We start from the raw sequence: 23,088 nt of genomic DNA, 5'->3' as shown, positions 1-23,088 counted from the left end.
ACGGCTCACCTGTTCATCCCTACTTGCTTTCCACTTCCTCAATCAGGTCAAGTTCCACTTTCAGGTTGTCAATGATGAAGTCCTGCCTTTGCGGGGTGTTCTTGCCCATATAATATTCAAGGAATTGCTGGATATGGGTTTCCGGCATTACGATGACGGGTTGCTTACGCATGTCCTCACCAATGAACCTTGAGAATTCGTCGGGTGAGATCTCACCCAGTCCCTTGAATCGGGTGATCTCCGGTTTACCTCCCAATTTCCTGATCGCTGCCTGCTTTTCGGATTCATCATAACAATAGATGGTTTCCTGTTTGTTCCGCACCCTGAACAAGGGGGTTTCCAGGATGAAAACGTGGCCATTCTTCACCAGGTCAGGAAAGAATTGCAGGAAGAAGGTCATGAGCAGTAACCTGATGTGCATACCATCCACATCGGCATCTGTCGCGATCACGATATTGTTGTAACGCAGTCCTTCAATGCCTTCCTCAATGTTAAGGGCGTGCTGCAACAGGTTGAATTCCTCGTTTTCATATACCACCTTCTTGGTAAGGCCAAAACAGTTCAAAGGCTTACCCCTTAAACTGAATACAGCCTGGGTCTCCACATTGCGGGCCTTGGTGATGGAACCACTGGCAGAGTCACCCTCGGTGATGAATATAGTAGATTCATTGATCTTCTGGACTATGGCCTCCTTGTCCTTACCTGATGGCTCCTCATTGTAATGAAAGCGGCAGTCGCGCAGTTTGCGGTTATGCAGGTTGGCCTTCTTTGCCCTTTCGTTGGCCAGTTTCTTGATACCGGCGAGTTCCTTTCTTTCCCGCTCACTCTGTTCGATCCGCTTCTTCAGCGCTTCAGCAGTTGCCGGGTTCTTATGCAGGTAGTTGTCCAGGTGCTTGGCTAAAAACTCTAACACGAAATTTTTCATGCTCTGGCCACCTTCTACAATGTATTGTGAACCCAGTTTCGTTTTGGTCTGCGATTCAAATACCGGCTCAACGACCCTAACGGCAACAGCCGCGGCAATACTTTGCCGGATGTCCGAAGCATCATAGTCCTTCTTGTAGAAATCCCTCACCACCTTAACAAAAGCTTCCCGGAAGGCCTGTTGATGGGTACCGCCCTGTGTGGTGTACTGGCCGTTAACGAAACTGAACAGTTCTTCACCATAATCATTGTTATGCGAAACGGCCACCTCAATGTCCTCCCCTTTGAGGTGGATAATGGGGTAGCGCAGTTCATCCTCATTCGTCTTGCGCTGCAGCAGGTCAAGCAGACCATTCTTACTTACATATTTCTTACCATTGAATACTATCACTAAACCCGCATTCAGGTAGCAATAGTTCCAAAGCATGTTTTCAATATACTCTTCCTGGTAATGGAAATTGCGGAAAACCGTATCGTCCGGGATGAAGTGTACAAGGGTGCCGTTCTGCTGGCTGCTAGCAGTTTCCTTATATTCCTTAACCAGCACACCACGTTCAAACTCAGCCGTCTTCTCCTTGCCTTCCCTGAAAGCAGTTACCTTGAAATAATGACTTAGGGCATTAACTGCCTTGGTACCCACACCGTTCAGGCCGACACTTTTCTGGAAGGCTTTGCTATCATATTTGGCGCCTGTATTGATCTTACTCACCACATCCACCACTTTGCCCAGGGGAATACCACGGCCATAGTCCCTGATGGTAACGGTCCTGTCCTTGACCGTGATCTCCACCTGCTTGCCATAACCCATGGTATGTTCGTCAATACAGTTATCGATCACTTCTTTCAGCAATACATAAATACCATCATCAGCACTACTGCCATCCCCCAGTTTTCCGATGTACATACCCGGGCGGAGACGGATATGTTCCCGCCAGTCAAGGCTCCGTATGGAATCTTCGGTATACTCAAATTGCGCTTTGTTTGCTTCAGCCATAATCCTGGTTTTAATCCTTCCTAGATACCTTTATCAATAGCCCTTAACAGAATAGAGCCATCTAAGCGGGCAAATATAAAGAAAGGAGTGGCTTGCCGGAGCCAACCTTTTGTGCACGGGTGTGGATAATCAAAATTGGCCCGGGGGGATTGGTTATCAGGGTATTTTTTATGTATAGATTATTGAAATACAATGGTCAAATGGCCATTGCAGGGAGCTTCCGTTAGGAGGGTGATTTATTTCTCTTTTTAAGCAGGATTATGCTTATTTTTGTCCTCCCGCAGCCATTCAAAAGGTACCCAATCCACTACTAACCCCGCTGCGATAGACCTAAGGTCTGCTACTAATCCATTATTGTACTTACTACAACCCGTTATTTAGGTTAAAGATTGAAAATTTGACGTGTATGTATAGTTATTCCTTATTGGAAACGAGTTGTTATTACCTAATCCAGGAGAAGGCGGAGGGTCCCATTTCTTTGATCCGGGTAAACCTGGACACGGATTATTGTATGTTCGTCACGCGGTTTGGGGAAACGGAACAGACCGAGTGGAAGAAGAAGTCTGACCCTATCCATGAGATCCTGGAACTGCTGGGAGAGGAAAAAGTCAAGGAATGGCAGTCTTCTTACTATAGTAATGAAGATGCCTATTATGAGGATGGCGAAGAGTGAGTCATGAAAATTTAACGGGTAAAGCTTCCTGCTTTGCCCGGAATGTAGGACCTTCATCAAAATATTTTTTATGGCCACATATGCCGATCTGCAACCGGGAATGTTCTACCTGCTGCAGGATAAGCCCCAGGGTGAAATTTCATTTGTGAGTGTACTTGCTTACAGTGAACAGTGTGTATTGCTGAGGAGTTTCGGAAAGGTTGAAGTTGATTTCTGGCGCAAGAAGTCGGACGCCATCCATGAACTGGTGGAGGAGTTGGACTTTGAAAGTGCGGCTTCCATCCTTTCCCTCTATGACGAAGGGGACGAGGATGATATGGAAGAGATTGATGAAGATTGGGAAGAGAGTTGGGAGGAAGAAGAGGATGAAGGTGAGGAAAAATAACCTATAAGTCATCATATGCCGGCTTAGTCCGGCATTTTTCATTTTAAAACTTCCATTTTGTCAACATTACCTATCCAAACAGATCTTGCATTCATCGAACTCCAATCCCACCTTAAAGTGGCGGAGAACGATAAGTTCAAGGATTTCCTGAAAGGCCAGCCCCATTACCTGGTCGATGAATTGGCCGTGGAATTGAATGCCGCCATTGAGCCACTGATCGATTGCACTACCTGTGGCAATTGCTGCAGGAGCCTCATGATCACGGTCAGTTCAACTGAAGCAGATAGGCTCGCCCTTGTATTGAATAAAAGTCTTACACAAACCAAGGCCGAATACCTGGAAGAGAGTATGGGTGGCCAGTTGGTCATCAATACCATCCCCTGCCATTTCCTGGAGTGCAATAAATGCACGATCTACGAAGACCGTTTTGCGGATTGCCGGGCTTTTCCCAACCTTCATCTGCCTGAGTTGTCCAAAAGGATCTTCGCCACCCTCATGCATTATGGCAGATGTCCCATCGTGTACAATGTTATTGAGGCAATGAAAGAACGCACTAATTTTATGGCCGTATAATGATTAGCCCAATGAAAAATTACGTAATAGCCTTCCTGCTTTCACTGGCCTTTAACGCTTGTGATTCCCACGCGCAAACAACCAAACCCCTCAGCCCACAGGCATTTGAGGAAAAGATCAAGAAGGAGAAAGTGCAGGTACTGGATGTTAGGACCGCCGATGAGTTCCGTAAGGGGCATATCAAGGGAGCCTTACAGGCAGACTGGTGGAACAGCAAGGAATTTGAGGACCGCACCCAGCACCTCGACCATTCGGTACCGGTTATGGTGTATTGTGCCTCCGGCGGAAGAAGTGCATCAGCAGCGGAAGCGCTAAGAAAGAAGGGATATTCCGTTTATGACCTGGAAGGCGGTATGACCAATTGGAAAAAGCAGGCGCTGCCGGTAGAAGGTGCTGCCGAGACTGCCCAGTATACCATGGATGATTTCAATAAACTGGTGACCCAGGCAGATGTGGTGCTGGTGGATTTTGGCGCAGAATGGTGTCCTCCCTGCCGGAAAATGGAGCCTGTGCTGAAGCAACTCCAGTCTGATCTTGCCGGAAAATTTACCCTCGTGAAGATCGATGGTGGGGTACACACTACCCTCATGAACCAACTAAATGTAGGCTCACTACCCCATTTCCTTGTATATAAAAAAGGGCAACAAACCTTTAGTAAACAAGGCATTATGTCATTAGATGAATTAAAAAAAGCCCTTCAATAAGAAGGACTTTTTCATTAGTTCCTGTCCTTTTTCTTCTTTTTGGGCAAGGCTACCTTTTGGCCATACAATTCCCGCACCACTACACTGGCACACATACAGCCAAAGATTGCCGGCATATAGGAAATGGTACCGATGATAGATTTTTTGGGATAGGCCTTTTCGGTTTCAATGATCTTGTCCTGGTCTACCTCCTCGGGGGAAAACACCACGGTAATCCCCTTCCTCACTCCCAATTTGTGCAGGTACTTGCGCACGTAACGGGCGAGGTTGCATTGGTAGGTATGGGAGATATCCGTTATTTCCACCTTTGAAGGATCTACCTTACCCCCTGCCCCGAGTGAACTCACCACGGGGATGCCTAATTCCACGCATGATTTCAGGAAGAATACCTTGGGGGATAAGGTATCAATGCAATCAACGGCATAGTCGAAAGGTTGTGAGGTAAGGATCTCAACGGTCCTTTCGTCCTTAATGTATTCTGGGTATACTGTCAATTCCAGGTTGGGGTTAATATCCTTTAACCGTTCTGCCATTACTTCTGCCTTCAGCTTTTTTTCCTTGGAATGAAGGGCCGGAATTTGCCGGTTACAATTGCTCAGGTCCACTACATCTGCATCCACAATGGTCATTTTACCTACCCCTGCCCTGGCGATCATTTCGGCACATATACCACCCACCCCGCCCAGGCCAACCACCAATACGTTCTTGCCCATCAGCCTCTCAACGGCATCATCACCCAGTAAGAGTTGGGTACGCGACATCCAATAAGGTATCATATGCTACAATTTCGGCTGCAAGATTAGAGATTTTTAGGATTGGGGCGACCGGAATTTTTGGATTACCCAAACAGCCAACTTATCTGTAAATTGCCGGTTCAACCGTTTCCATTGATCACGCAGCAGACCATACAACAGATTCTCAGCAGGATAGATATCATCGATGTGGTTGGAAGTTTTGTAAAGCTGAAGAAAAGGGGAACCAATTACCTAGGTCTCTGCCCTTTCCATAACGAGAAGACCCCAAGTTTTACTGTTTCCCCTAATAAGGAAATATATAAATGTTTTGGCTGCGGCAAAAGTGGCAACACCATCAGTTTCCTGATGGAGCATGAGAAATACTCTTATGTAGAGGCCCTCAAATGGCTGGCGAACAGGTACAATGTGGAGGTAGAAGAAACGGAAGTGAGTGCGGAGGTTCGTGCCCAGCAACAACTGGCCGATAGCCTTTATATCCTGAATGGTTTTGCACAGAAGTATTTCTCAACGGTCTTATTTGAATCCACCGAAGGCCAGGACATTGGGTTGAGCTACCTGAAAGAGCGGGGCTTCAATGAAGAAATCATCAGGAAATTCCAGATCGGTTATTGCAAGGAAGAACGGAATGCATTCGTCACAGTAGCCTTGAATAACCAGTTCAACAAAGATTACCTGGTCAAATCAGGTCTTGCCGCCTTGCGCAATGAGGAACTGGTGGACAATTACAGGGGCAGGATCATTTTTCCCGTACATAATACCACCGGTAAGGTCATTGGTTTCGGGGCCAGGATCATCAAGAAGAACGACAGGGCCCCAAAGTATATCAATACGCCGGAGAATGAGATCTATGTCAAGAGCAAGATCCTCTACGGCATGTACTTCGCCCGGCAGGTAATTGATAAATACAATGAGTGCTTGTTGGTGGAAGGCTATACCGATGTGGTCTCCCTTCACCAGGCAGGGATCGAGAACGTGGTCGCCAGCGGGGGTACCTCCCTTACGACCGACCAGTTAAGGCTGGTGAAGAAATACACCAATAACCTTACGATCGTTTATGATGGCGATAAGGCGGGTGTGAAAGCCGCATTGAGGGGATTGGATATGGCCCTTGAAGAAGGCTTGAATGTGAAATTGGTCCTGATCCCTGACAATGAGGACCCTGATAGTTATGTAAACAAGGTTGGCGCCCAGGCCTTTCGGGATTTTGTTGCAGAGAACAAGAAAGACTTTATCATCTTCCAGCTGGAGGTGGCCATGCAGGATGCCGGCAATGACAGCCAGAAGAAAGCGGCTGTTGTTAACCAGATCGCTGAAACCATCTCAAAGGTCAATAAAGCCGAAGATTTTACCCGGCAGCAGGATTATATCCGGCAAAGTGCCCAGCTCCTGAAGATTGAAGAGGAAGGACTGAATGCCCTGGTGAATAAGTTCATCCGCGAAAAAGTAACCAAGCTGGAGAACAAAATGGCTGCAGCGGAGCCCGGCCCTCCCGAAATACCACCCTATGAGGAGTCGCATCCTGTTGATACAGATGAAGGCTTCCAGCTTTTACTGAAAGATGAACTCCAGGAAAGGGCGGTAGTTAGGTCGCTGATCGAGTTTGGGCTCAAGCCATGGGATGACCATAAGAAAGTGGCAGAACATATTTTTGAGGAACTGGTGGATGATGACCTCTTCGATAACCAGCAATTGCTGGAGGTGATCAAGACCTATAAACTTTGGTATGATGCCGGCCTTGAACCTACTGCCAAAAATTTCTTCTACCATGAAGACCAGCAAATGAGTGCCATTGTAGTTTCATTGTTGGAGTTCGGTTATGAAGTGAGCGAAAAATGGAAGCAAAAATTCCGCCTGCCGGTTCCAGGCAGGGATGATACCTATAGGGAAGAGGTTATATCGACCTTGGGTTACCTCAAGCTCCGTAAGATCAAGCGGCTGATCGAACAGAACCAGAAAGACCTTGGGCTTCCCCATTCCATCGAAGACCAAATGGTTTTATTGCAAACGCATCAGGCATTGAAGCAAATGGAAAAAGACCTCTTAAAGGACCTTGGTACCGTGATCGTACGATGACCCTTACCTGTTATTCAGCATCATATCGCTATAGGAAGCAGCAATAAGGTCTTGTTCACTGATGCCGAAAGATTGCATGTAAAAGGAACATTGACTGCGCAGGTCATCCACTACAAGGGAAATCTCTTTGTTGCTGGCTTCTATTTCAACAAAATGCCCGAGTCCCGGCACTTCATCGAGGTGGAACTTTACATTACCGATGTAATAGATCTCCCTTGATTTCTCTACTTCAATAAGTATACCCAGGGCGGAGTCGAGAATATTCTTAAGGGACACTGAATCACCAACAGGACTAAGTTGGAAATCCGATTGCTTTAAGCCCGTTGTCTCCCTGCGCTGATAGTAGATGAGGTTGTTTTCGATATTGCCTTCCCTCAGCTTCAATCGGCCGTAGGGAACTTTAAAATAGGTGTCTTTTTGGCGATCAGTTCCCCTGAATTCTGCATTATTGGTCTGGAGCCAATTCCTGATCTGGCCAAGGTTATTCGTCTTTGCCTTGATTTCAATATTTGTGAAAGTCATAAGAAAAAAGGTTTGCAATTATAGCAAACCTTTCAGCAAAAAAGATCAATTGTTTATTTTTCAGAGGGGTTCTTCTTCCCTGCTTCCAGCATTTCAACGGTAGCCACAAGCCTGGATTTGCGTGTTTCCTCCTTGCGTGCACTATTGATCCAGCGAACATATTCTTTCTTGTTCGTGAAGGACAATTTTTCAAAGGAAGCCAGTGCCGTCTTATTCTTCTTGAAAAGTATCTTCAGGTCGTCCGGTGGGGTTACGATACGGTCTTCATGATCCACTCCTTCTATTGCGGCTGGCTTGCCGCCGTTGGCACTTGCCCTTGTCATTATCGTTATATTTTCGGCCTTCTTGAAGCGGAGGGCTGTCCACACATGGTCCAATGCAACCTGGCTAACACTCTCAAAACCTTCATTGGTGATGAGGTCCCAACTACAATCGCGGTTAAGGTCCGTAACGATCTTTGAGGTTGATTTGGGATAGGCTACCCAGAATTTTGCACCTTCGTTCAAGGCCGGCAGGACATCCTTCAGGATCCCATTCAGTTGGTTCTCGTTGATCGCAAAAACAAGGGCGAAATCAATCCTCCTGCTTTTAAGCAAAGGGGTAACATTCTTAGCGAAAGCCAGTTTGCTGAATTGTTTTTCTATTGATGACGGAAGACCCTGAATGAGCAGATTTTTTTCGTCTTTCAGTTGGAGTTTTTCGAATAAATTCTGCGACATGCCTTAAACTTTTTTCAAAAAGGGAAATATAAAGCGGGATGCAAATTTAATGATTTCCTTCCTGAAATGGCAGAAAACGGTAATAAAAATCCCGCTGAATGGCCAGCGGGACTAGATTATTACAATAATTGATTATCTGTTTTCCTTATTTCACCGGGCGGTAATACTTAAGGGCCTCCGGCATTAATTCCCTGAGTCTTTCAATCCTGGTGGTTTCAGCAGGGTGGGTACTGGCAAATTCCGGGGGCTTATTGCCACCGGAAGCCTTGGCCATCCTTTCCCATAAAGGGATGGCTTCTTGCGGGTTATAGCCTGCCATGGCAGAAAAGAATAAGCCATATTTATCGGCTTCCAGTTCATTTTTCCTGGAGAAAGGAAGGATCGCGCCATACTGTGATCCAAGACCATAGGCGTTCATAAAGAGGCTTTGTGTTTGTGCAGGTTGGTTGACCATGGCAACAGAAAGGGCTACCCCTCCCAATTGCTGGACCATGCCCTGGCTCATCCTTTCATTGCCATGCTTGGCCAAGGCGTGGGCTATTTCGTGCCCCATCACTACCGCAAGTGCTGCCTCATTCTGGGTAATAGGTAACAGGCCTGTATAGACGACGATCTTACCGCCGGGCATACACCAGGCATTGGCTTCCTTGGAGTCAATAAGGTTGTATTCCCATTGATATCCTTCCAATTCCTTGGATAGGCCTTGTTGGGTATAATAGTTGGTAACGGCAGTAGCAATACGCTGCCCGATCCTTTTTACCATTTCAGCGTCTTTGCTCACATTGGTGGCGACAATCTTATTCTGGCTCAGAAACTGCTTGTATTGCTGGCTAGCCATACCCTGGATCTCAGTTTCAGAAAACAAGGTGAGCTGGTTCCTTCCCGTAATTGGGTTCTTGCTGCATGATGCCAGCGCTAACGACAAGAGACCAATGGTCAATATCCTACGCATGCTCGAAAGGTTAAATGGTTGACAAAACTATCCAATTCTTGTACCAATAATAAGACAACCGGCACAAGCAAAGGTTAAATGAAAGAATAAATTACTTGGAATCGTCGTTGCGGCGACGCTGCCTGCGGCGGTCGCGGTATTTCAGGATGGGTACTTTGCTTTCGCTGCCACGAAGGATCCTGCTGATGTTCTTCTGGTGGGTTAGGATAACCATCAGGGCAACCACTACAGCAAATACCCTGTAGGCATGGTTGTCTACATTGAAGATGATCAGGATGAATACGGGAAAGGCGATACTGGCCAGAATGGAACTGAGTGAAACAAAACGAGTAAGGTAGAGCACCAAAAGAAACACGCCGGAACAGCAAAGAGCCGTCCAGGGGGAAATGCCGATCACGAGTCCAAACAATGTGGCCACTCCCTTGCCCCCTTTAAAATCTGCCCATATGGGAAAGATATGTCCCAGCACTGCAGCCATTCCCAATCCTAACTGTAGGTTGGTAAGTGCAAGTTCATTCTCCATATAATTGGGGAGTAAGAGTGCGAGTTTAACCGCGATCAATCCTTTTAACACATCAATGATCATTACGAAGGTTCCCCATTTGGAACCGAGTACACGAAAGGTATTAGTGGCCCCGGAATTACCTGAACCATATTCACGGATGTCGATGCCAAAAAAAGATCTGCTCACCCACAAAGCAGTAGGGATAGAGCCGATAAGATAGGCCAATAATATCAGCAGAGCCTCTTTCATGTACGATGGGTTAAGTTGGAATTCAAAAATAATGAAAACAGTGTTTAAAAAATCCTATCGTATTACACTTTAACACCAAGCTTCCAGCAAATCCAGCTATTTCGTTCAAATGAATGTAATAACGATAAACCATGCAGGGCTATTGCCTTTTGAAGGTCTGGTGTGTCAGATTGGAGCAATCCGCTGATGATGAGCACTCCATTCGGGCGCAAATGTTTACAAATGATATCCAGTTGTGATATGATGACATTCTTATTGATATTGGCCAGAATGATATCATATTGTTCCTCCCCTGTTATGGTATCAGCCTTTTCCAGGTCAACCTGCCCATTCACACTGTTACGCTCAAAATTTTCCAATGCATTCTCTATACTCCAACTGTCGTTGTCAATGGCCTTGACAGTGGACGCTCCCAATTTGGCCGCAAGAATGGCCAATACGCCGGTGCCGGTCCCAAAGTCCAATACTTTCTTTTCGTTAAAATCCTCCTCTTGCATGGCTTCCAGCATCATGTAGGTAGTGGCATGGTGTCCTGTACCAAAACTCATTTTAGGGGTAACAATGATGTCATGGCGCACTCCCTTTATCGGTTCATGGAAATCGGCCCTTACGGCACAAAAATCACCCACTGCCACTGGTTGGAACTGGGATTCCCATTCCGCATTCCAGTTGCGTTGCATGATCCTTTCGAGTTCATAGGCCTGTGCAAAGGGTTGAACCAGTTGATCAAGTACCTGCTGGTCAAATGCGGATTCTGCAATAAAGGCCTTCAGGATACCCGGCTCTTCCACAAATCCTTCATATCCTGCATCTGCCAATAATGCCACCAGGATCTCCCGGGTTTCAGTGTTGCTAACGGTGATGGACACCTGCTGATAATACTCCATGCTATAAGATAAAAACCCCGACCATAGATCGGGGTTTGTAAGTATTTAAAGATTCTGGTAATTATTCTCCCTGCCTGGGACCCTGACCTTCCGGCTTAGGCAACAGAACCTTACGGCTCAGTTTGAATTTACCGGACTTCGGATCTGTTCCTGTGAGTTTAACTTTCACCACATCTCCTTCTTTCAGTACGCCATCGAGCGTTTCCAAACGCTTCCAGCTTACTTCAGAGATATGGAGCAAGCCCTGCTTGCCGGGGAGGAATTCCACGAAAGCACCATAAGGCTGGATAGACTTTACGGTAGCTTCGTAAGTATCGCCAACAGTTGGTACAGCAGTGATCCCCTTTACCCAGGCAACCGCACGGTCAACGCTTTCCTTCTTGGTACCGAAGATGCTCACTTCACCCATATTGTTCTTCTCTTCAATATTGATGGTGGTAGTGGTTTCACGCTGGATCTCCTGGATCACCTTACCACCTGGTCCGATCACTGCACCGATGAATTCCTTATCGATGAACAGTTTCACCATACGTGGTGCATGAGGTTTCACATCGCTGCGGGCTTCATTGATGGCAGCATACATGGCCTCAAGGATATGCAGTCGTCCGCGACGGGCCTGCTCGAGGGCCTGGCGCATGATATCCATGCTAAGGCCATCTACCTTGATATCCATCTGTACACCACAGATACCTTCACGGGTACCGGTTACTTTGAAGTCCATATCACCCAGGTGGTCTTCATCACCCAGGATATCTGTCAATACGGCAAACTTGCCATCCTTGGTAATCAGTCCCATTGCAACACCGGAAACGTGTTTGGGAACGGGGATACCCGCATCCATCAAGGCCAGGGAGCCGGCACAAACGGTTGCCATAGAGGAAGAACCGTTTGATTCCAGGATATCACTTACCACGCGAACGGTGTAAGGGAAATCATCGCCAGGCATCATTTGCTTGAGTGAACGCATGGCCAGGTTGCCATGACCCACTTCACGACGGCCGGGGCCGCGCATTGGCTTCACTTCACCGGTTGAGAATGGCGGGAAGTTATAATGCAGGATAAACTTTGAATATTGTGAACTTGCCGCACTTTCCACCAGCAGCTCATCCAATGGGGTACCCAGGGTAACCGTAGTCAGGGACTGGGTTTCACCACGGGTGAACAAAGCAGCTCCATGTGGGGAAGGCAATACATCCACTTCCATAGCCAGGGGACGAACTTCGTCCAGTCCACGGCCATCCAGTCGAACCTTGTCATTCAGGATCATGTCACGAACTACATAGTACTGAAGGTCCGCATAGTAGTTCTTGGCCAGCTTCTTGACACTGGCATCAAGCTCTGCACCCTCTTCCACTTTGTATTCAGCCTTCAGGTATTCCATCAGTTCAGTGCCGATCTGCTCAAACTGCTCGCTGCGCTGGTGCTTGGCCAGTGCACTCTTGGATACCTGGTAAACCTTATCCTTTGCAAAGGCTGTTACCTTGGCACGCAGTTCCTCATCCTGTGCAGGCTTAGGATAATCGCGTTTGGTAGTAACACCAACCAATTGACGCAGTTCGGCTTGCGCCTTTACCTGCATGCGGATGGCATCATGGGCGAATTCAATGGCCTTGATCAGGTCTTCTTCTGAGCACTCCTTCGATTCACCTTCCACCATCATGATGTTCTTCTCAGTTGCACCGATGATGAAATCCATATCGGCATTGGCCAGTTCAGAACGGAAAGGGTTAATGATCATTTCGCCATTCACGCGGGCAACGCGTACTTCAGAAATGATCTCCTGGATGGGAATATCTGAAACAGCCAGGGCTGCAGAAGCAGCAAGACAGGCCAGTGAGTCAGGCATCACTTCAGGATCGCTGGAGACCAGCGTAACCAATACCTGTACATCACAGAAATAATCTTCAGGGAACAAAGGGCGAAGCGCACGGTCGATCAGGCGGCTGATCAACACTTCGTAGTCGCTCAGTTTTCCTTCACGCTTGAAGAAAGAACCGGGGATACGGCCGGCGGAAGCAAATTTTTCCTGGTAGTCAACGGTCAGGGGGAAGAAGCTTTGTCCTTCCTTGGGTTCCTTAGTGGCGCAAACTGTAGCCAGCAGGATACAGTTGCCCTGACGAACAGTAACCGAACCATCGGCCTGGCGGGCAAGCTTACCGGTTTCAATGGTAACCATGCGTCCTCCACCTATGTCGAATGTTACATTGATAGGTTGTGATAACATAGATTCTAATTTACAGTAACAGGATCAAAAGGCGGGAATTGTTGTAGTCCTGTCCTGTGGTTAACAATGCTGTTTTGAACAAAAAGTAACTGCATGCAAAAAAACTATTCCCAACCGGAATGATCAGTTGGGAATAGTTAATAATATCATGAAGCCACTTATTTTCTGATACCGAGTTTTTCGATCAGTTGGCGATAACCTTGCAGGTTATGCTTGCTCATGTAGGTCAACAGGCGCTTACGCTTACCTACCATTTGCATCAGGCCGCGATGGGTAGAAAAATCCTTCTTGTTGGCCTGAAGGTGCTTGGAGATTGAGCTGATACGCTCAGTCAATAAAGCGATCTGCCCTTCAATTGAACCTGTGTTTGCAGCATTGCCACCAAATTCTGCGAAAATTGTGGCTTTTTTTTCTTTAGTTAAGTAAGGCATCTTTTCTTTTTTTGAAAAACATCCAATAATTGTATCTTCTTATTTTGGCTGCAAAATTAAGGGAAATATTTTTCAAACAGCTTGCCGAATGCCATTTTTTTTGGATTTTGCCGGATTATTACCATTAAATGCCCTATCGTTTCGCCATAGTAGGATGTGGACATATTGCCAAAAAGCATGCCGCAGAGATTGCCAGCCGTGGTGAGCTGGTGGCGGTCTGTGATATTGTCCCTGAAGCTGCTGCCATCCTGGCCAGTGGAACCCAAGCCTCCATTTATGATGACATTACCACCCTTTTGGCTTCTGAAAAGGTGGATATTCTGGTTGTCAGCAGCCCAAATGGACTGCATCCCGCCCATACCATAGCTGGGTTAAAGGCTGGTTGCCATGTACTTTGCGAGAAGCCCATGGCCATCCATTCCGCCGATGCAAGGGCCATGGTTGAGGTTGCCAAGGATACTGGCCGCCAATTGTTTGTAGTTAAACAGAACCGCTTCAATGCCCCTGTTTTGTTTGTTAAAAAATTATTGGATACCAACCAGTTGGGAAAGATCCATGCCTTCCAGGTGAACTGTTTTTGGAACCGTCCGGCCAGGTATTTCAGCGAGTCCCAATGGAGGGGCAGCCTCGAATTGGATGGGGGGCCACTGTTTACCCAGTTCAGCCATTTTATAGACCTGGTCTGCTGGTGGATGGGTGATGTGGCGGAAATAATAGCGGCCAGGGGGGGAAATTTCCTGCACTATGGCCTGATTGATTTTGAGGATACGGGAACAGTTGTGTTAGAAATGGAAAATGGTGCGCAGGGTACTATCCAATATTCCCTCAATACCTTCCAAAAGAATATGGAAGGTTCCATAACCTTATTCGGGGAAAAAGGTACCGTTAAAATTGGGGGAGCCTACCTCAATGAATTGACCTGGTTTGAAGTGGAAGGGCTGAACCAGCCGGAATTGGAATCCTCTCCCCTCCCCAACCAGTATGGTTTCTACCAGGGTTCTATGCAAAACCATTCCAAGGTATACGACTCGGTGATCCGCTCTATTGAGGGAAATGGTGCCGCCTATATGGATCCTGCTGAAGGGGTGCTATCCGTACAACTGATCGAAGAGATCTATTTTAAAATGCGCCGGTAAGGAAGCTGATATGAATAAAAGGGTAATTTTTTCGGTAACCAATGACCTCAACCACGACCAGCGGATGGAAAGGATATGTACCAGCCTGGCCAATGCAGGTTACCGCGTTACCCTGGTGGGCGTGCTGCATCGATCCTCCAATCCATTGCGGGATAAACCTTTCCGCCAGCAGAGACTGCGGGTCTTTTTCCCTTCTGGCAAACTATTCTACCTCGAATATAACCTTCGCCTGTTTTTCTGGCTCTTGTTCCAACCTGCTGACCTTTTCTGCGCAATTGACCTGGATACCATAATGCCGAATTTCTGGGTGTCCTTCCTGCGGCGTAAACAAAGGGTCTATGATGCCCATGAACTTTTTTGTGAGATGAAAGAAGTGGTCAGCAGGCCAATTATCCATAAAATATGGTCTGCTATTGAGTCCTGGTATTTACCGCGATTTAAATATGGATATACTGTAAATCAAGTAATTGCAGAGATATTCAATAAAAAATACGGCGTTAATTACAGGGTTATCCGGAATTCACCGGTACTTATAGAAGAGGCTTTCTCCATAGAAAAGGACAATTATCTTTTATACCAGGGTGCAGTTAATGAAGGAAGGGCTTTTGAAGTGTTGATCCCTGCCATGCAATGGATCGATACGCCCTTGTGGATCTGCGGCGACGGAAATTTTATGGAGCAGACCAGGGAATTGGTCAGGAAGTATGGCGTTGAGGACAAGGTAGTATTCAAAGGCAGGATCCTGCCAGAGCAACTCCGCAAGATCACGATGCGCGCAAAGCTGGGTTTCACCCTTTTCGAGAAAAAAGGTCTGAATAACTACTATTCCCTTGCCAACCGCTTCTTTGATTATTTCCATGCCGCCACTCCCCAGGTCTGTGTCAACTATCCTGTTTATGCCCGGTTAAACAAAGAAGCCCCTGTTGCTGTTCTTTTGGATGAGTTAAGCCCTGAGTACCTTGCCAGAACCGTAAAGGGGTTACTGAATGATGCTTCCCTATACAGGCAGTTGCAGGAAAATTGCCTCCGACTGAGGCAGGAACTTAACTGGCAAAAGGAGCAAGCTATCCTGCTTGACTTCTACCATCAAATGGATTAAACTTGAAAAGAACGCTCCATATAGTAGCCCATGATGTGCCCTATCCTTTGGATTACGGTGGGGTCATTGATATTTTTTGCACCATTAAGGCCCTTCATGCGGAAGGATTTGACATTATCCTGCATTGCTTTGAGTATGGTCGGGGACAGCAACCCATACTGAACCAGTTTTGTAAGGAAGTTTATTATTACCAAAGAAGGGAAGGACATAAGGGATTTTCCTTCCAAATGCCTTACATAGTAGCGTCAAGGTCTGATTGCAGCCTGCTGGAAAGGCTGGCGGCTGATGACCATCCTATTTTGTTGGAAGGGATCCACACCAGTTATTTGTTGCATGATGAACGCTTCCGCAACAGGAAGGTGGTTGTACGTTTGTTCAATGTAGAAAGCAGGTATTACCACCATCTTTATAAAGCTGAAAGGTCCTTTTTTAAGAAAGCCTATTACCTGAATGAAAGCAGGTTATTACACCAATATGAAAAGCAACTGGCTTCAAGGGCCACTATCCTGAGCTTATCCGAGCAGGATACCCATTACTACAAAGAAGCATATGCAGCGAAGGATGTGCATACCCTGCCGGCGTTTCTTCCCAATGACAAGGTGAGATCGCAGGAAGGCATCGGTACTTTCTGCCTCTATCATGGCAACCTGGCTGTAGCCGAGAATGAAAAGGCTGCCTTATGGTTATTGGAAGAGGTCTTCAGGAATATGGCCATTCCTTTTGTAATAGCAGGAAAGGATCCCTCCTCCAGATTGGAAAGGGTTGCCCACGTGCAAAGCCATACCTGCCTGGTGGCCAATCCGGATGAAAAGGAAATGAACGACCTCATCGCAAAGGCCCAGATCAATATCCTTCCATCTTTCAATGAAACGGGAGTGAAACTGAAACTACTCAATGCTCTTTTCAACGGAAGACATGTTGTGGTCAACCAGGCATCTGTTGCATCTACCGGTTTTGAACCTACCTGCCATATAGCCGATACCACTGCTGCGATGCAGCGGATCATTGCCCAACTCTACCGGTTGCCTTTCGGGGAAGAAGAAATAAGGCTCCGGAAAAAGATCCTGGAGCCTCTATTCGATACATCCGTTAATATCAGGAAGCTTATTGAATATTTACACTAGCATTATCTTCTACCCTGCCCCTTTCCGTCCTTAGGGTCCTTGCAGGATATTTGTTGATCACAATATAATCGTGTGTGGCCATTACCACGGCAGCGCCATAGTCGCGGCTGATATGGAACAGCAATTGCATGATCTCATCTGATGTTTCCGGGTCGAGGTTACCGGTCGGTTCATCGGCAAGGATCAGCTTGGGGGAGTTCAGTAATGCCCTTGCTATGTCCACACGCTGTTGTTCACCTCCACTCATTTCAAAAGGCATTTTGAAGCCTTTGGATTTAAGGCCCACTTTATCCAGTACATCTGCGATCTTTTCATCCATCAACTTTTCATCTTTCCAGCCAGTGGCTTTCAATACGAATTTCAGGTTCTCGTTCACATTACGATCGGTCAGCAACTGGAAATCCTGGAAAACGACCCCGAGGTTCCTTCTTAAGAAAGGAACTTTTTTCCAATCCATCTCCTTAAGGTTGAATCCTACAACGGTTCCTTCTCCTTCCTTAAGGGGGATATCTCCGTACAGTGTCTTCAACAGGCTGGATTTACCGGTTCCGGTCTTACCCACCAGGTAAACGAATTCACCCCTGTTAATGGTAATATTCACTTCCTGGAGGATCAGGTTATTTCCCTGGTATATATTGGCATGCCTAAGCTCTATGATCTTTTCGGCCATGGATTGCTGTTTTGGGTTATGGAACAAAAATAACAGAATATGCCCTGAACTTTATTCAAGGCCTTCATAAAAATGCGCCTTTCTCCCCTGTTTCCAAAAAAAACGGTTGTACCACTGGGATACAACCGTTCTACTGCATTGGAAGGTATGTTTAACTGATGAAGCCAACTCCCACTGTATTATTGGTTCCCTCATCAATGAGGATGAAACTACCATTGCGCTTATTCTTAGCATAGGGTTCTGCGAAGATTGGCTTGGCCGTTTTCACAGATATGAAACCGATCTCATTCAGGCCGATCTCGGAAACATCTTCAATGGTTTGGTAATCGATCACGTTTATACTGCTGAAAAGGTTGGTAACCTTGGATTTCACCCTGTTGGAACCATGTTGCAGCAGGTAATTCTTGCCGACTTTCAATGGTGACTGGTCGAGCCAGCAGATCTTGGCTGTTACTTCCTTCAACGGCTCTACTACTTCTTCCTTTTTAACGATCATATCGCCCCTGCTGATATCTATCTCACTGTCCAGGGTCACCACTACACTATCGCCTGATTCGGCCTGTTCCAATTCCTCTTCAAAACGGTAGATCTTATCTATGGTGGACTCTTGCATGGATGGCAACGCAATGATCCTGTCACCTTTCTTCAAGACCCCACTGGAGAGTTTACCGGCAAAGCCCCTGAAATCGTGCCATTCCTCTGATTTTGGCCTGACCACATACTGTACCGGGAAACGAGCCGACCACTGGTTTTCTTTGCTATGCCATTCGATCCCTTCGAGGTATTCCAGTAATGATGGGCCATCATACCACTCCATTTGGGTGCCCCTGTGGGCAATATTCTCACCAAACAGGGAGGAAGCAGGAATGAACTGCAATACCTGGTCCTTGAAGTTGGCTTTGGCAAACAATTGCTGGAACTCTTCCCTGATGGCATTGAACTGGTCCTGCGAATAGTTCACCAGGTCCATTTTATTTACACACACCACCACATAAGGGATACGAAGGAGTTGGGTGATGTAGAAGTGACGGTGGGTCTGTTCCACTATTCCGTTCCTCGCATCAATAAGGATGATGGCCACCTGCGCATTACTGGCACCGGTGATCATATTGCGGGTGTATTCAAAATGGCCCGGGGTGTCAGCAATGATATATTTCCGGTTAGGGGTAGAGAAGTAGATATGCGCTACATCAATGGTGATCCCCTGTTCCCTTTCTGCAATGAGTCCATCGGTAAGGAGGGACAGGTCAGTATAATCCACTCCCCTTCTCTTACTTGCTTTCTCAATAGCTTCCAGTTTATCCTGGGTGATGCTATTGGTCTCATAGAGAAGGCGCCCGATAAGGGTGCTCTTTCCATCATCCACACTTCCTGCTGTAGCAATTCTTAAAATATCCATGGTCTTTTTATTAACTATTAACTGGAAAAAATTTGTTTACATGAATGAACGAATGATCAACCTGATACTCCAGATCATAACGATGATACCCACCCCAATCATCATGGTCTTGGCCGGTAATTTACCTGCCAGCCTTGCGGCCAGCGGAGCTGCAATGGTACCGCCGATCAACAGGCCTACCACAACCGGCCAATGGCCAACACCGGCCGTTACGAAGAAGGTGGTTGCACTGGCCAGGGTGATAAAGAATTCAGTCAGGCTTACCGTGCCGATCGTGTAACGGGGATGCCTGCCTTTTGAGATGAGGGTACTGGTTACGATCGGGCCCCAGCCCCCGCCGCCAAAGGAGTCAAGGAAACCACCAAACCAGGCCAGCCAGCCTACGCGTTTGATCTTTCCATTGGCCATCTGCAGCTGGAAGGCCCTGGAGAATATTTTGAAACCAAGGAACATCGCATACAATGCGATAACAGGCATCAACCATTTGCCTGCATGCTCACCCAGCAGGACTAGCAATGCCGCTCCCAATATGGCGCCCAGGACACCGGGTATCACCAGGTGCCTGAATAATTTCTTGTTTACATTACCGAACTTGTAATGGCTGTAACCGCTCACGCCGGCTGAGAAGATCTCAGAGGTATGGATGGCTGCACTCACCGAGACCGGGTTGACGCCGGCTGTGATCAGGGCAGTAGCGGAAGTAACACCATAGCCCATACCTAATAAGCCATCTACCAACTGTGCCAGGAATCCGGCCAGAACGAATACCATGAATTCGGCGGTGATATAATCCTTTGTATTGGCCCATATTTCCCCTACCGGTGGCAAAGGAGTGGAAGAAAGAATGATGTGGCCAATGACCATTATGGCGAATACCCACACCAGCCGGCTGGCGATCTTTTTCCAGTGGTATTCCGCACTCACCTTACGGGGATGGGTATCCGCAACCAATACACCCGTGATCTCATTCAGCTTTTTGACCTTTTCCGCGAAATTCCCATTCATTCTCTGGCGCAGGGTGTGCATATTTTCCAGCACCTGGTCCATTTCCTGAGGAATGGCCTCATTGAGCAATTCTTTCAGCCTCTTGGCTACGGTTGGTGACTTACCATTGGTGGAGATCGCGATCTTCAGGTCGCCCTTGTTCACAATGCTGCCAAGGTAAAAATCACAAAGTTCAGGGGTGTCGGCAATATTCGCCAGTATGCCTGCATCAGTGGCCGCCAGTTTCACCTGTTGGTTCAGATCCTTATCATTAGTGGCAGCTATTACCAGGTCATAGCCTTCCAGGTCCGAAGGCTCAAATGCTTTTTCAACCAGGGTAAGACCGGGATGGTTAACAGCCATCTCCCTGATGGAATCCCTGATCTCAATGGCCACCAATTTAATGGTTGCATCGGGTGAAGACTTGAGCAGGGAATTGAGCTTCTCTTCCCCAACTTCTCCTCCCCCTACTACCAGCAGGTTCAAGGCATCCAACTTCAGGAAAACCGGATAAAGATTATTTCTGTTTACTGTTTGAAGCATCTGTTGATAGTTGATTCAATCAAATATTAATATAAATGACCGCTGTAAGGTTATTGTTATGTTGGAAAACATTGTTACCATTCACTTCCCTTTGTAACTGTTGGATAAGGTTCATATAGCCAGCTTCCAATCTGAACTGCTTGCTGAATTTTTGCCCAATAAGGAATCCCAACCTATTCTGGTCAAAAACATTCTCCCTGATATTTCCTCCAAAGCCAAGGAATACTTCATTATAGGCGGTGAGATAAGGATAGCGCCCCTTCTTAGTGTCTTTCTGAAGCGGGTAAATCAGCCTTATCTGGTACCTGGCCCGGTTAACATAATTGAATTCATCCTGTCGTTCCAACTCTGCGCTGCTATATCTTCCTACCCATCGTTGTTCCAGTCCTATCCTGTGACTTACCTCAAGCTTTCCATGATGCTCATAAAAAAATACCATCTGGTAGGTTCTGTGCTCGGTAAACTTTTTTCCAAACGAATTAATAGGGTACTCACCATATGGATTATTCTCTACAAAAGCATATCCTACCCTGAACATGATTTTTTCATTGGGCTTAAAATTAACTCCCAACCTCAACAGGTTTTGTACCGTTGCCTTGACCAGATCCTCCCTGCGGTTATTCAGGTCTACATGCAAGCCCCATTGTTTGCCTGGAAAGTAATCCAGGTTAAGTGCATACCAGCCCAACTGATGCTTTTCTGTTATTCGCTGGGCCTTTACCCCAGCTGAGAAAAACAGGCTGATCAGTACAAATAAAAATATCGGGCCATTGATCAGTACAAATAAGAATATCGGGCCATTGATCAGTACTGTTTTGGTAGCACGAAATAAGAAGGCCAGCCTTCTTTCTGTATTTTTATCCAAATTGGTGGCAAATTCCATAGGGCTTATCACGAAAACATCCATGGTTAAAAATACCCTTCCTTCTTCCTTTGTTCCATAGCCGCCTCGCTTCTTTTATCATCGATCCTTGCACCCCTTTCCGAGATCTTGGCCGCAAGTATCTCGCGAATGATGTCATCGATATTATTGGCGCTGGAGGCAACTGCTGCCGTACAGGTCATATCCCCAACAGTCCTGAACCTTACCGTTTCTTCAAATGGCAGTTCATCTGCCGATGTATTCAGGAAATCGCTATGCGGCCAGATCATACCATCCCTTTCAATGACCGGACGACGATGGGAGAAATAAATGGAAGGGATATCCAATCCTTCTTCCTTGATATAGGTCCACACATCCAGTTCGGTCCAGTTGGAGATGGGAAATACCCTTACATTCTCACCCAGGTTGATCTTGCCATTCAACAAGTCGAAGAGTTCGGGGCGTTGCTTCTTGGGATCCCACTGACCGAAATCATCCCTTACGGAGAAGATCCTTTCCTTTGCCCTTGCCTTTTCTTCATCCCTTCTGGCTCCCCCGATACAGGCGTCGAATTTGAACTCTTCGATCGCGTCCAGCAGGGTTACGGTCTGTAGAACGTTGCGGCTGGCGTATTTACCTGTCTCTTCCTTTACTTTTCCTGCATCAATGCTGTCCTGCACGTAGCGAACGATCAGCTCGGCACCTGTTTCCTTCACCAGCCAGTCGCGGAACTCGATCGTTTCAGGGAAATTATGCCCGGTGTCCACATGCAATAAAGGGAAAGGGATCTTGCCTGGCCAGAATGCTTTCTGGGCCAACCTTACCAGGGTAATGGAATCCTTACCACCGCTGAACAATAAGGCTGGACGCTCAAATTGTGCAGCTACTTCTCTCATGATGTAAATGCTTTCATCTTCCAGCATCCTGGGGAAAGCAGGTATGTTAACTAACGATGACATATAAACGCTTCTCTTCTCTTTCGGGGTTATCAATTTATTTGGCTGATTCTGCATGAAGCCCGCATTCCTTTTGGGAGGCTTCCCACCACCATCTTCCGGCCCTGATGTCCTCGCCGGGTTCAATGGCTCTGGTGCAAGGGGCACATCCAATGCTGGGAAATCCCCTGTCATGCAGTACATTGTAAGGCACATTGTTTTCGTGGATGAAATCCAATACATCCTGCAGGGACCAGTCGAGCAGTGGGTTGGCTTTAACAAGGTTCCGGCTGGCATCCCATTCCACGAAGGACAAACCTTGCCTGTTCTCGCTTTGTTCGGCCCTTAAACCAGTGATCCACAGACTGGCTCCTTTCAGTGCCCTGTTAAGGGGTTCCACTTTCCTGATGAAGCAGCACTCCTTCCTGTTTTCGACTGATTCATAAAAACTGTTGGCGCCCTTTTGGGTCAGCAACTCCTCTACCCTGGCAGCATCAGGAAAATATGCCCTGATGGAAACTTTATAGCGGGCAATGGTCTTGTCCAGCAGGTCATAGGTTTCCTGGAACAGCCTTCCGGTATCCAGCGTAAATATGCTGACAGGAAGGGATTGCCTGGCGACCAGGTGGGTGATCACCTGGTCTTCCTGTCCCAATGATGTGGAGAACACCGCACCTACAGGAAAGGCAGCTGCCAATGCAACCAATCGTTCTGCTGCAGTCATTGCCCCCAGCCTTTCATTCAACTCACGTACATCCATATTCAT

General features: G+C 46.9%; 23 protein-coding genes. 8 read left to right on the top strand and 15 right to left on the bottom strand.

Annotated elements, in window-relative coordinates; genetic code table 11:
* Positions 1-19: 19 nt before the first annotated feature.
* Complete coding sequence (locus KJS94_RS04650) at positions 20-1,918, bottom strand: DNA topoisomerase IV subunit B (protein WP_214446149.1); 1,899 nt, start codon at positions 1,916-1,918, stop codon at positions 20-22.
* Positions 1,919-2,324: 406 nt separating this feature from the next.
* On the opposite strand from KJS94_RS04650, the gene KJS94_RS04645 reads away from it, so the two are divergent.
* The 4 genes from KJS94_RS04645 (at position 2,325) to KJS94_RS04630 (ending at position 4,253) form a co-directional block, all read left to right on the top strand.
* Entirely contained in the window at positions 2,325-2,591 is a 267-nt protein-coding gene (locus KJS94_RS04645; RefSeq protein ID WP_214446148.1) for a hypothetical protein, read from the top strand.
* A 70-nt stretch (positions 2,592-2,661) separates the two neighbouring features.
* Positions 2,662-2,976, top strand: a complete 315-nt coding sequence (locus KJS94_RS04640) for a hypothetical protein (RefSeq protein WP_214446147.1) — start codon at positions 2,662-2,664, stop codon at positions 2,974-2,976.
* Positions 2,977-3,033: 57 nt separating this feature from the next.
* The gene (locus KJS94_RS04635) at positions 3,034-3,549 is read left to right on the top strand and encodes a YkgJ family cysteine cluster protein (protein ID WP_214446146.1); all 516 of its coding nucleotides are present in this window, start codon (positions 3,034-3,036) and stop codon (positions 3,547-3,549) included.
* Positions 3,550-3,560: 11 nt separating this feature from the next.
* A complete protein-coding gene (locus KJS94_RS04630) occupies positions 3,561-4,253 on the top strand; it encodes a rhodanese-like domain-containing protein (protein ID WP_214446145.1) in 693 nt (230 codons plus the stop codon).
* Between the two features lie 14 nt (positions 4,254-4,267).
* Here the strand turns inward: KJS94_RS04630 and KJS94_RS04625 are convergent, their stop codons facing one another.
* Complete coding sequence (locus tag KJS94_RS04625; protein ID WP_214446144.1) at positions 4,268-5,029, bottom strand: tRNA threonylcarbamoyladenosine dehydratase; 762 nt, start codon at positions 5,027-5,029, stop codon at positions 4,268-4,270.
* Between the two features lie 111 nt (positions 5,030-5,140).
* Here KJS94_RS04625 and dnaG point away from each other — a divergent pair, with 111 nt between their 5' ends.
* Complete coding sequence (gene dnaG / locus KJS94_RS04620; RefSeq protein ID WP_214446143.1) at positions 5,141-7,081, top strand: DNA primase; 1,941 nt, start codon at positions 5,141-5,143, stop codon at positions 7,079-7,081.
* 3 nt (positions 7,082-7,084) lie between these two features.
* On the opposite strand, the gene KJS94_RS04615 is transcribed toward dnaG, so the two are convergent.
* From KJS94_RS04615 to rpsO, 7 genes are all read right to left on the bottom strand, one after another.
* Entirely contained in the window at positions 7,085-7,603 is a 519-nt protein-coding gene (locus tag KJS94_RS04615) for a class IV adenylate cyclase (RefSeq protein WP_214446142.1), read from the bottom strand.
* A 53-nt stretch (positions 7,604-7,656) separates the two neighbouring features.
* Entirely contained in the window at positions 7,657-8,322 is a 666-nt protein-coding gene (locus KJS94_RS04610) for a YdeI/OmpD-associated family protein (RefSeq protein WP_214446141.1), read from the bottom strand.
* A 145-nt stretch (positions 8,323-8,467) separates the two neighbouring features.
* The gene (locus KJS94_RS04605; protein WP_214446140.1) at positions 8,468-9,274 is read right to left on the bottom strand and encodes a M48 family metallopeptidase; all 807 of its coding nucleotides are present in this window, start codon (positions 9,272-9,274) and stop codon (positions 8,468-8,470) included.
* 91 nt (positions 9,275-9,365) lie between these two features.
* Positions 9,366-10,028 (bottom strand): glycerol-3-phosphate 1-O-acyltransferase PlsY, encoded by a 663-nt coding sequence (gene plsY, locus KJS94_RS04600; RefSeq protein ID WP_214446139.1) that lies wholly within the window; start codon positions 10,026-10,028, stop codon positions 9,366-9,368.
* A 62-nt stretch (positions 10,029-10,090) separates the two neighbouring features.
* Complete coding sequence (gene prmA / locus KJS94_RS04595; protein ID WP_214446138.1) at positions 10,091-10,915, bottom strand: 50S ribosomal protein L11 methyltransferase; 825 nt, start codon at positions 10,913-10,915, stop codon at positions 10,091-10,093.
* Between the two features lie 61 nt (positions 10,916-10,976).
* Positions 10,977-13,139 (bottom strand): polyribonucleotide nucleotidyltransferase, encoded by a 2,163-nt coding sequence (pnp, locus tag KJS94_RS04590; protein WP_214446137.1) that lies wholly within the window; start codon positions 13,137-13,139, stop codon positions 10,977-10,979.
* 158 nt (positions 13,140-13,297) lie between these two features.
* Entirely contained in the window at positions 13,298-13,570 is a 273-nt protein-coding gene (gene rpsO / locus KJS94_RS04585; protein ID WP_214446136.1) for a 30S ribosomal protein S15, read from the bottom strand.
* Between the two features lie 128 nt (positions 13,571-13,698).
* On the opposite strand from rpsO, the gene KJS94_RS04580 reads away from it, so the two are divergent.
* The 3 genes from KJS94_RS04580 to KJS94_RS04570 are packed head-to-tail and all read left to right on the top strand — an operon-like array spanning position 13,699 to position 16,929.
* Positions 13,699-14,706 carry a Gfo/Idh/MocA family protein gene (locus KJS94_RS04580; protein ID WP_214446135.1) on the top strand — a complete coding sequence of 336 codons (1,008 nt, stop codon included), beginning with the start codon at positions 13,699-13,701 and terminating at the stop codon, positions 14,704-14,706.
* 10 nt (positions 14,707-14,716) lie between these two features.
* On the top strand, positions 14,717-15,805 hold the full coding sequence (locus KJS94_RS04575; protein WP_239804294.1) for a glycosyltransferase: 1,089 nt from the start codon (positions 14,717-14,719) through the stop codon (positions 15,803-15,805).
* Positions 15,806-15,807: 2 nt separating this feature from the next.
* Positions 15,808-16,929 (top strand): glycosyltransferase, encoded by a 1,122-nt coding sequence (locus tag KJS94_RS04570; protein WP_214446134.1) that lies wholly within the window; start codon positions 15,808-15,810, stop codon positions 16,927-16,929.
* On the opposite strand, the gene KJS94_RS04565 is transcribed toward KJS94_RS04570, so the two are convergent.
* From KJS94_RS04565 to KJS94_RS04540, 6 genes are all read right to left on the bottom strand, one after another.
* On the bottom strand, positions 16,910-17,599 hold the full coding sequence (locus KJS94_RS04565) for a cell division ATP-binding protein FtsE (RefSeq protein ID WP_214446133.1): 690 nt from the start codon (positions 17,597-17,599) through the stop codon (positions 16,910-16,912). The two genes, KJS94_RS04570 and KJS94_RS04565, sit on opposite strands and share 20 nt — an antisense overlap.
* Before the next feature lie 151 nt (positions 17,600-17,750).
* Entirely contained in the window at positions 17,751-18,998 is a 1,248-nt protein-coding gene (locus tag KJS94_RS04560; protein WP_214446132.1) for a sulfate adenylyltransferase subunit 1, read from the bottom strand.
* Positions 18,999-19,034: 36 nt separating this feature from the next.
* Positions 19,035-20,525, bottom strand: a complete 1,491-nt coding sequence (locus KJS94_RS04555) for a TSUP family transporter (RefSeq protein ID WP_214446131.1) — start codon at positions 20,523-20,525, stop codon at positions 19,035-19,037.
* Positions 20,526-20,544: 19 nt separating this feature from the next.
* A complete protein-coding gene (locus KJS94_RS04550) occupies positions 20,545-21,390 on the bottom strand; it encodes a DUF2490 domain-containing protein (protein ID WP_214446130.1) in 846 nt (281 codons plus the stop codon).
* A gap of 44 nt (positions 21,391-21,434) precedes the next feature.
* Positions 21,435-22,283 carry a sulfate adenylyltransferase subunit CysD gene (gene cysD, locus KJS94_RS04545; protein ID WP_239804293.1) on the bottom strand — a complete coding sequence of 283 codons (849 nt, stop codon included), beginning with the start codon at positions 22,281-22,283 and terminating at the stop codon, positions 21,435-21,437.
* A 97-nt stretch (positions 22,284-22,380) separates the two neighbouring features.
* Positions 22,381-23,088, bottom strand: coding sequence for a phosphoadenylyl-sulfate reductase (locus KJS94_RS04540; RefSeq protein WP_239804292.1), 708 nt, complete (start codon positions 23,086-23,088; stop codon positions 22,381-22,383).

Origin of the sequence: Flavihumibacter rivuli, from assembly GCF_018595685.2 — a bacterium.
GTDB classification, from domain to species: domain Bacteria; phylum Bacteroidota; class Bacteroidia; order Chitinophagales; family Chitinophagaceae; genus Flavihumibacter; species Flavihumibacter rivuli.
This window is presented reverse-complemented; position numbering and strand designations above follow the sequence as displayed.

Coding starts and splice junctions, on each gene's coding strand:
- KJS94_RS04630 (WP_214446145.1), top strand. CDS start 3,561: ATGAAAAATTACGTAATAGCCTTCCTGCTTTCACTGGCCTTTAACGCT.
- KJS94_RS04625 (WP_214446144.1), bottom strand. CDS start 5,029: ATGATACCTTATTGGATGTCGCGTACCCAACTCTTACTGGGTGATGAT.
- KJS94_RS04565 (WP_214446133.1), bottom strand. CDS start 17,599: ATGGCCGAAAAGATCATAGAGCTTAGGCATGCCAATATATACCAGGGA.
- KJS94_RS04540 (WP_239804292.1), bottom strand. CDS start 23,088: ATGAATATGGATGTACGTGAGTTGAATGAAAGGCTGGGGGCAATGACT.
- KJS94_RS04560 (WP_214446132.1), bottom strand. CDS start 18,998: ATGGATATTTTAAGAATTGCTACAGCAGGAAGTGTGGATGATGGAAAG.
- KJS94_RS04650 (WP_214446149.1), bottom strand. CDS start 1,918: ATGGCTGAAGCAAACAAAGCGCAATTTGAGTATACCGAAGATTCCATA.
- KJS94_RS04640 (WP_214446147.1), top strand. CDS start 2,662: ATGGCCACATATGCCGATCTGCAACCGGGAATGTTCTACCTGCTGCAG.
- cysD (WP_239804293.1), bottom strand. CDS start 22,283: ATGAGAGAAGTAGCTGCACAATTTGAGCGTCCAGCCTTATTGTTCAGC.
- pnp (WP_214446137.1), bottom strand. CDS start 13,139: ATGTTATCACAACCTATCAATGTAACATTCGACATAGGTGGAGGACGC.
- KJS94_RS04610 (WP_214446141.1), bottom strand. CDS start 8,322: ATGTCGCAGAATTTATTCGAAAAACTCCAACTGAAAGACGAAAAAAAT.
- plsY (WP_214446139.1), bottom strand. CDS start 10,028: ATGAAAGAGGCTCTGCTGATATTATTGGCCTATCTTATCGGCTCTATC.
- KJS94_RS04605 (WP_214446140.1), bottom strand. CDS start 9,274: ATGCGTAGGATATTGACCATTGGTCTCTTGTCGTTAGCGCTGGCATCA.
- rpsO (WP_214446136.1), bottom strand. CDS start 13,570: ATGCCTTACTTAACTAAAGAAAAAAAAGCCACAATTTTCGCAGAATTT.
- prmA (WP_214446138.1), bottom strand. CDS start 10,915: ATGGAGTATTATCAGCAGGTGTCCATCACCGTTAGCAACACTGAAACC.
- KJS94_RS04645 (WP_214446148.1), top strand. CDS start 2,325: ATGTATAGTTATTCCTTATTGGAAACGAGTTGTTATTACCTAATCCAG.
- KJS94_RS04575 (WP_239804294.1), top strand. CDS start 14,717: ATGAATAAAAGGGTAATTTTTTCGGTAACCAATGACCTCAACCACGAC.
- KJS94_RS04555 (WP_214446131.1), bottom strand. CDS start 20,525: ATGCTTCAAACAGTAAACAGAAATAATCTTTATCCGGTTTTCCTGAAG.
- KJS94_RS04580 (WP_214446135.1), top strand. CDS start 13,699: ATGCCCTATCGTTTCGCCATAGTAGGATGTGGACATATTGCCAAAAAG.
- KJS94_RS04615 (WP_214446142.1), bottom strand. CDS start 7,603: ATGACTTTCACAAATATTGAAATCAAGGCAAAGACGAATAACCTTGGC.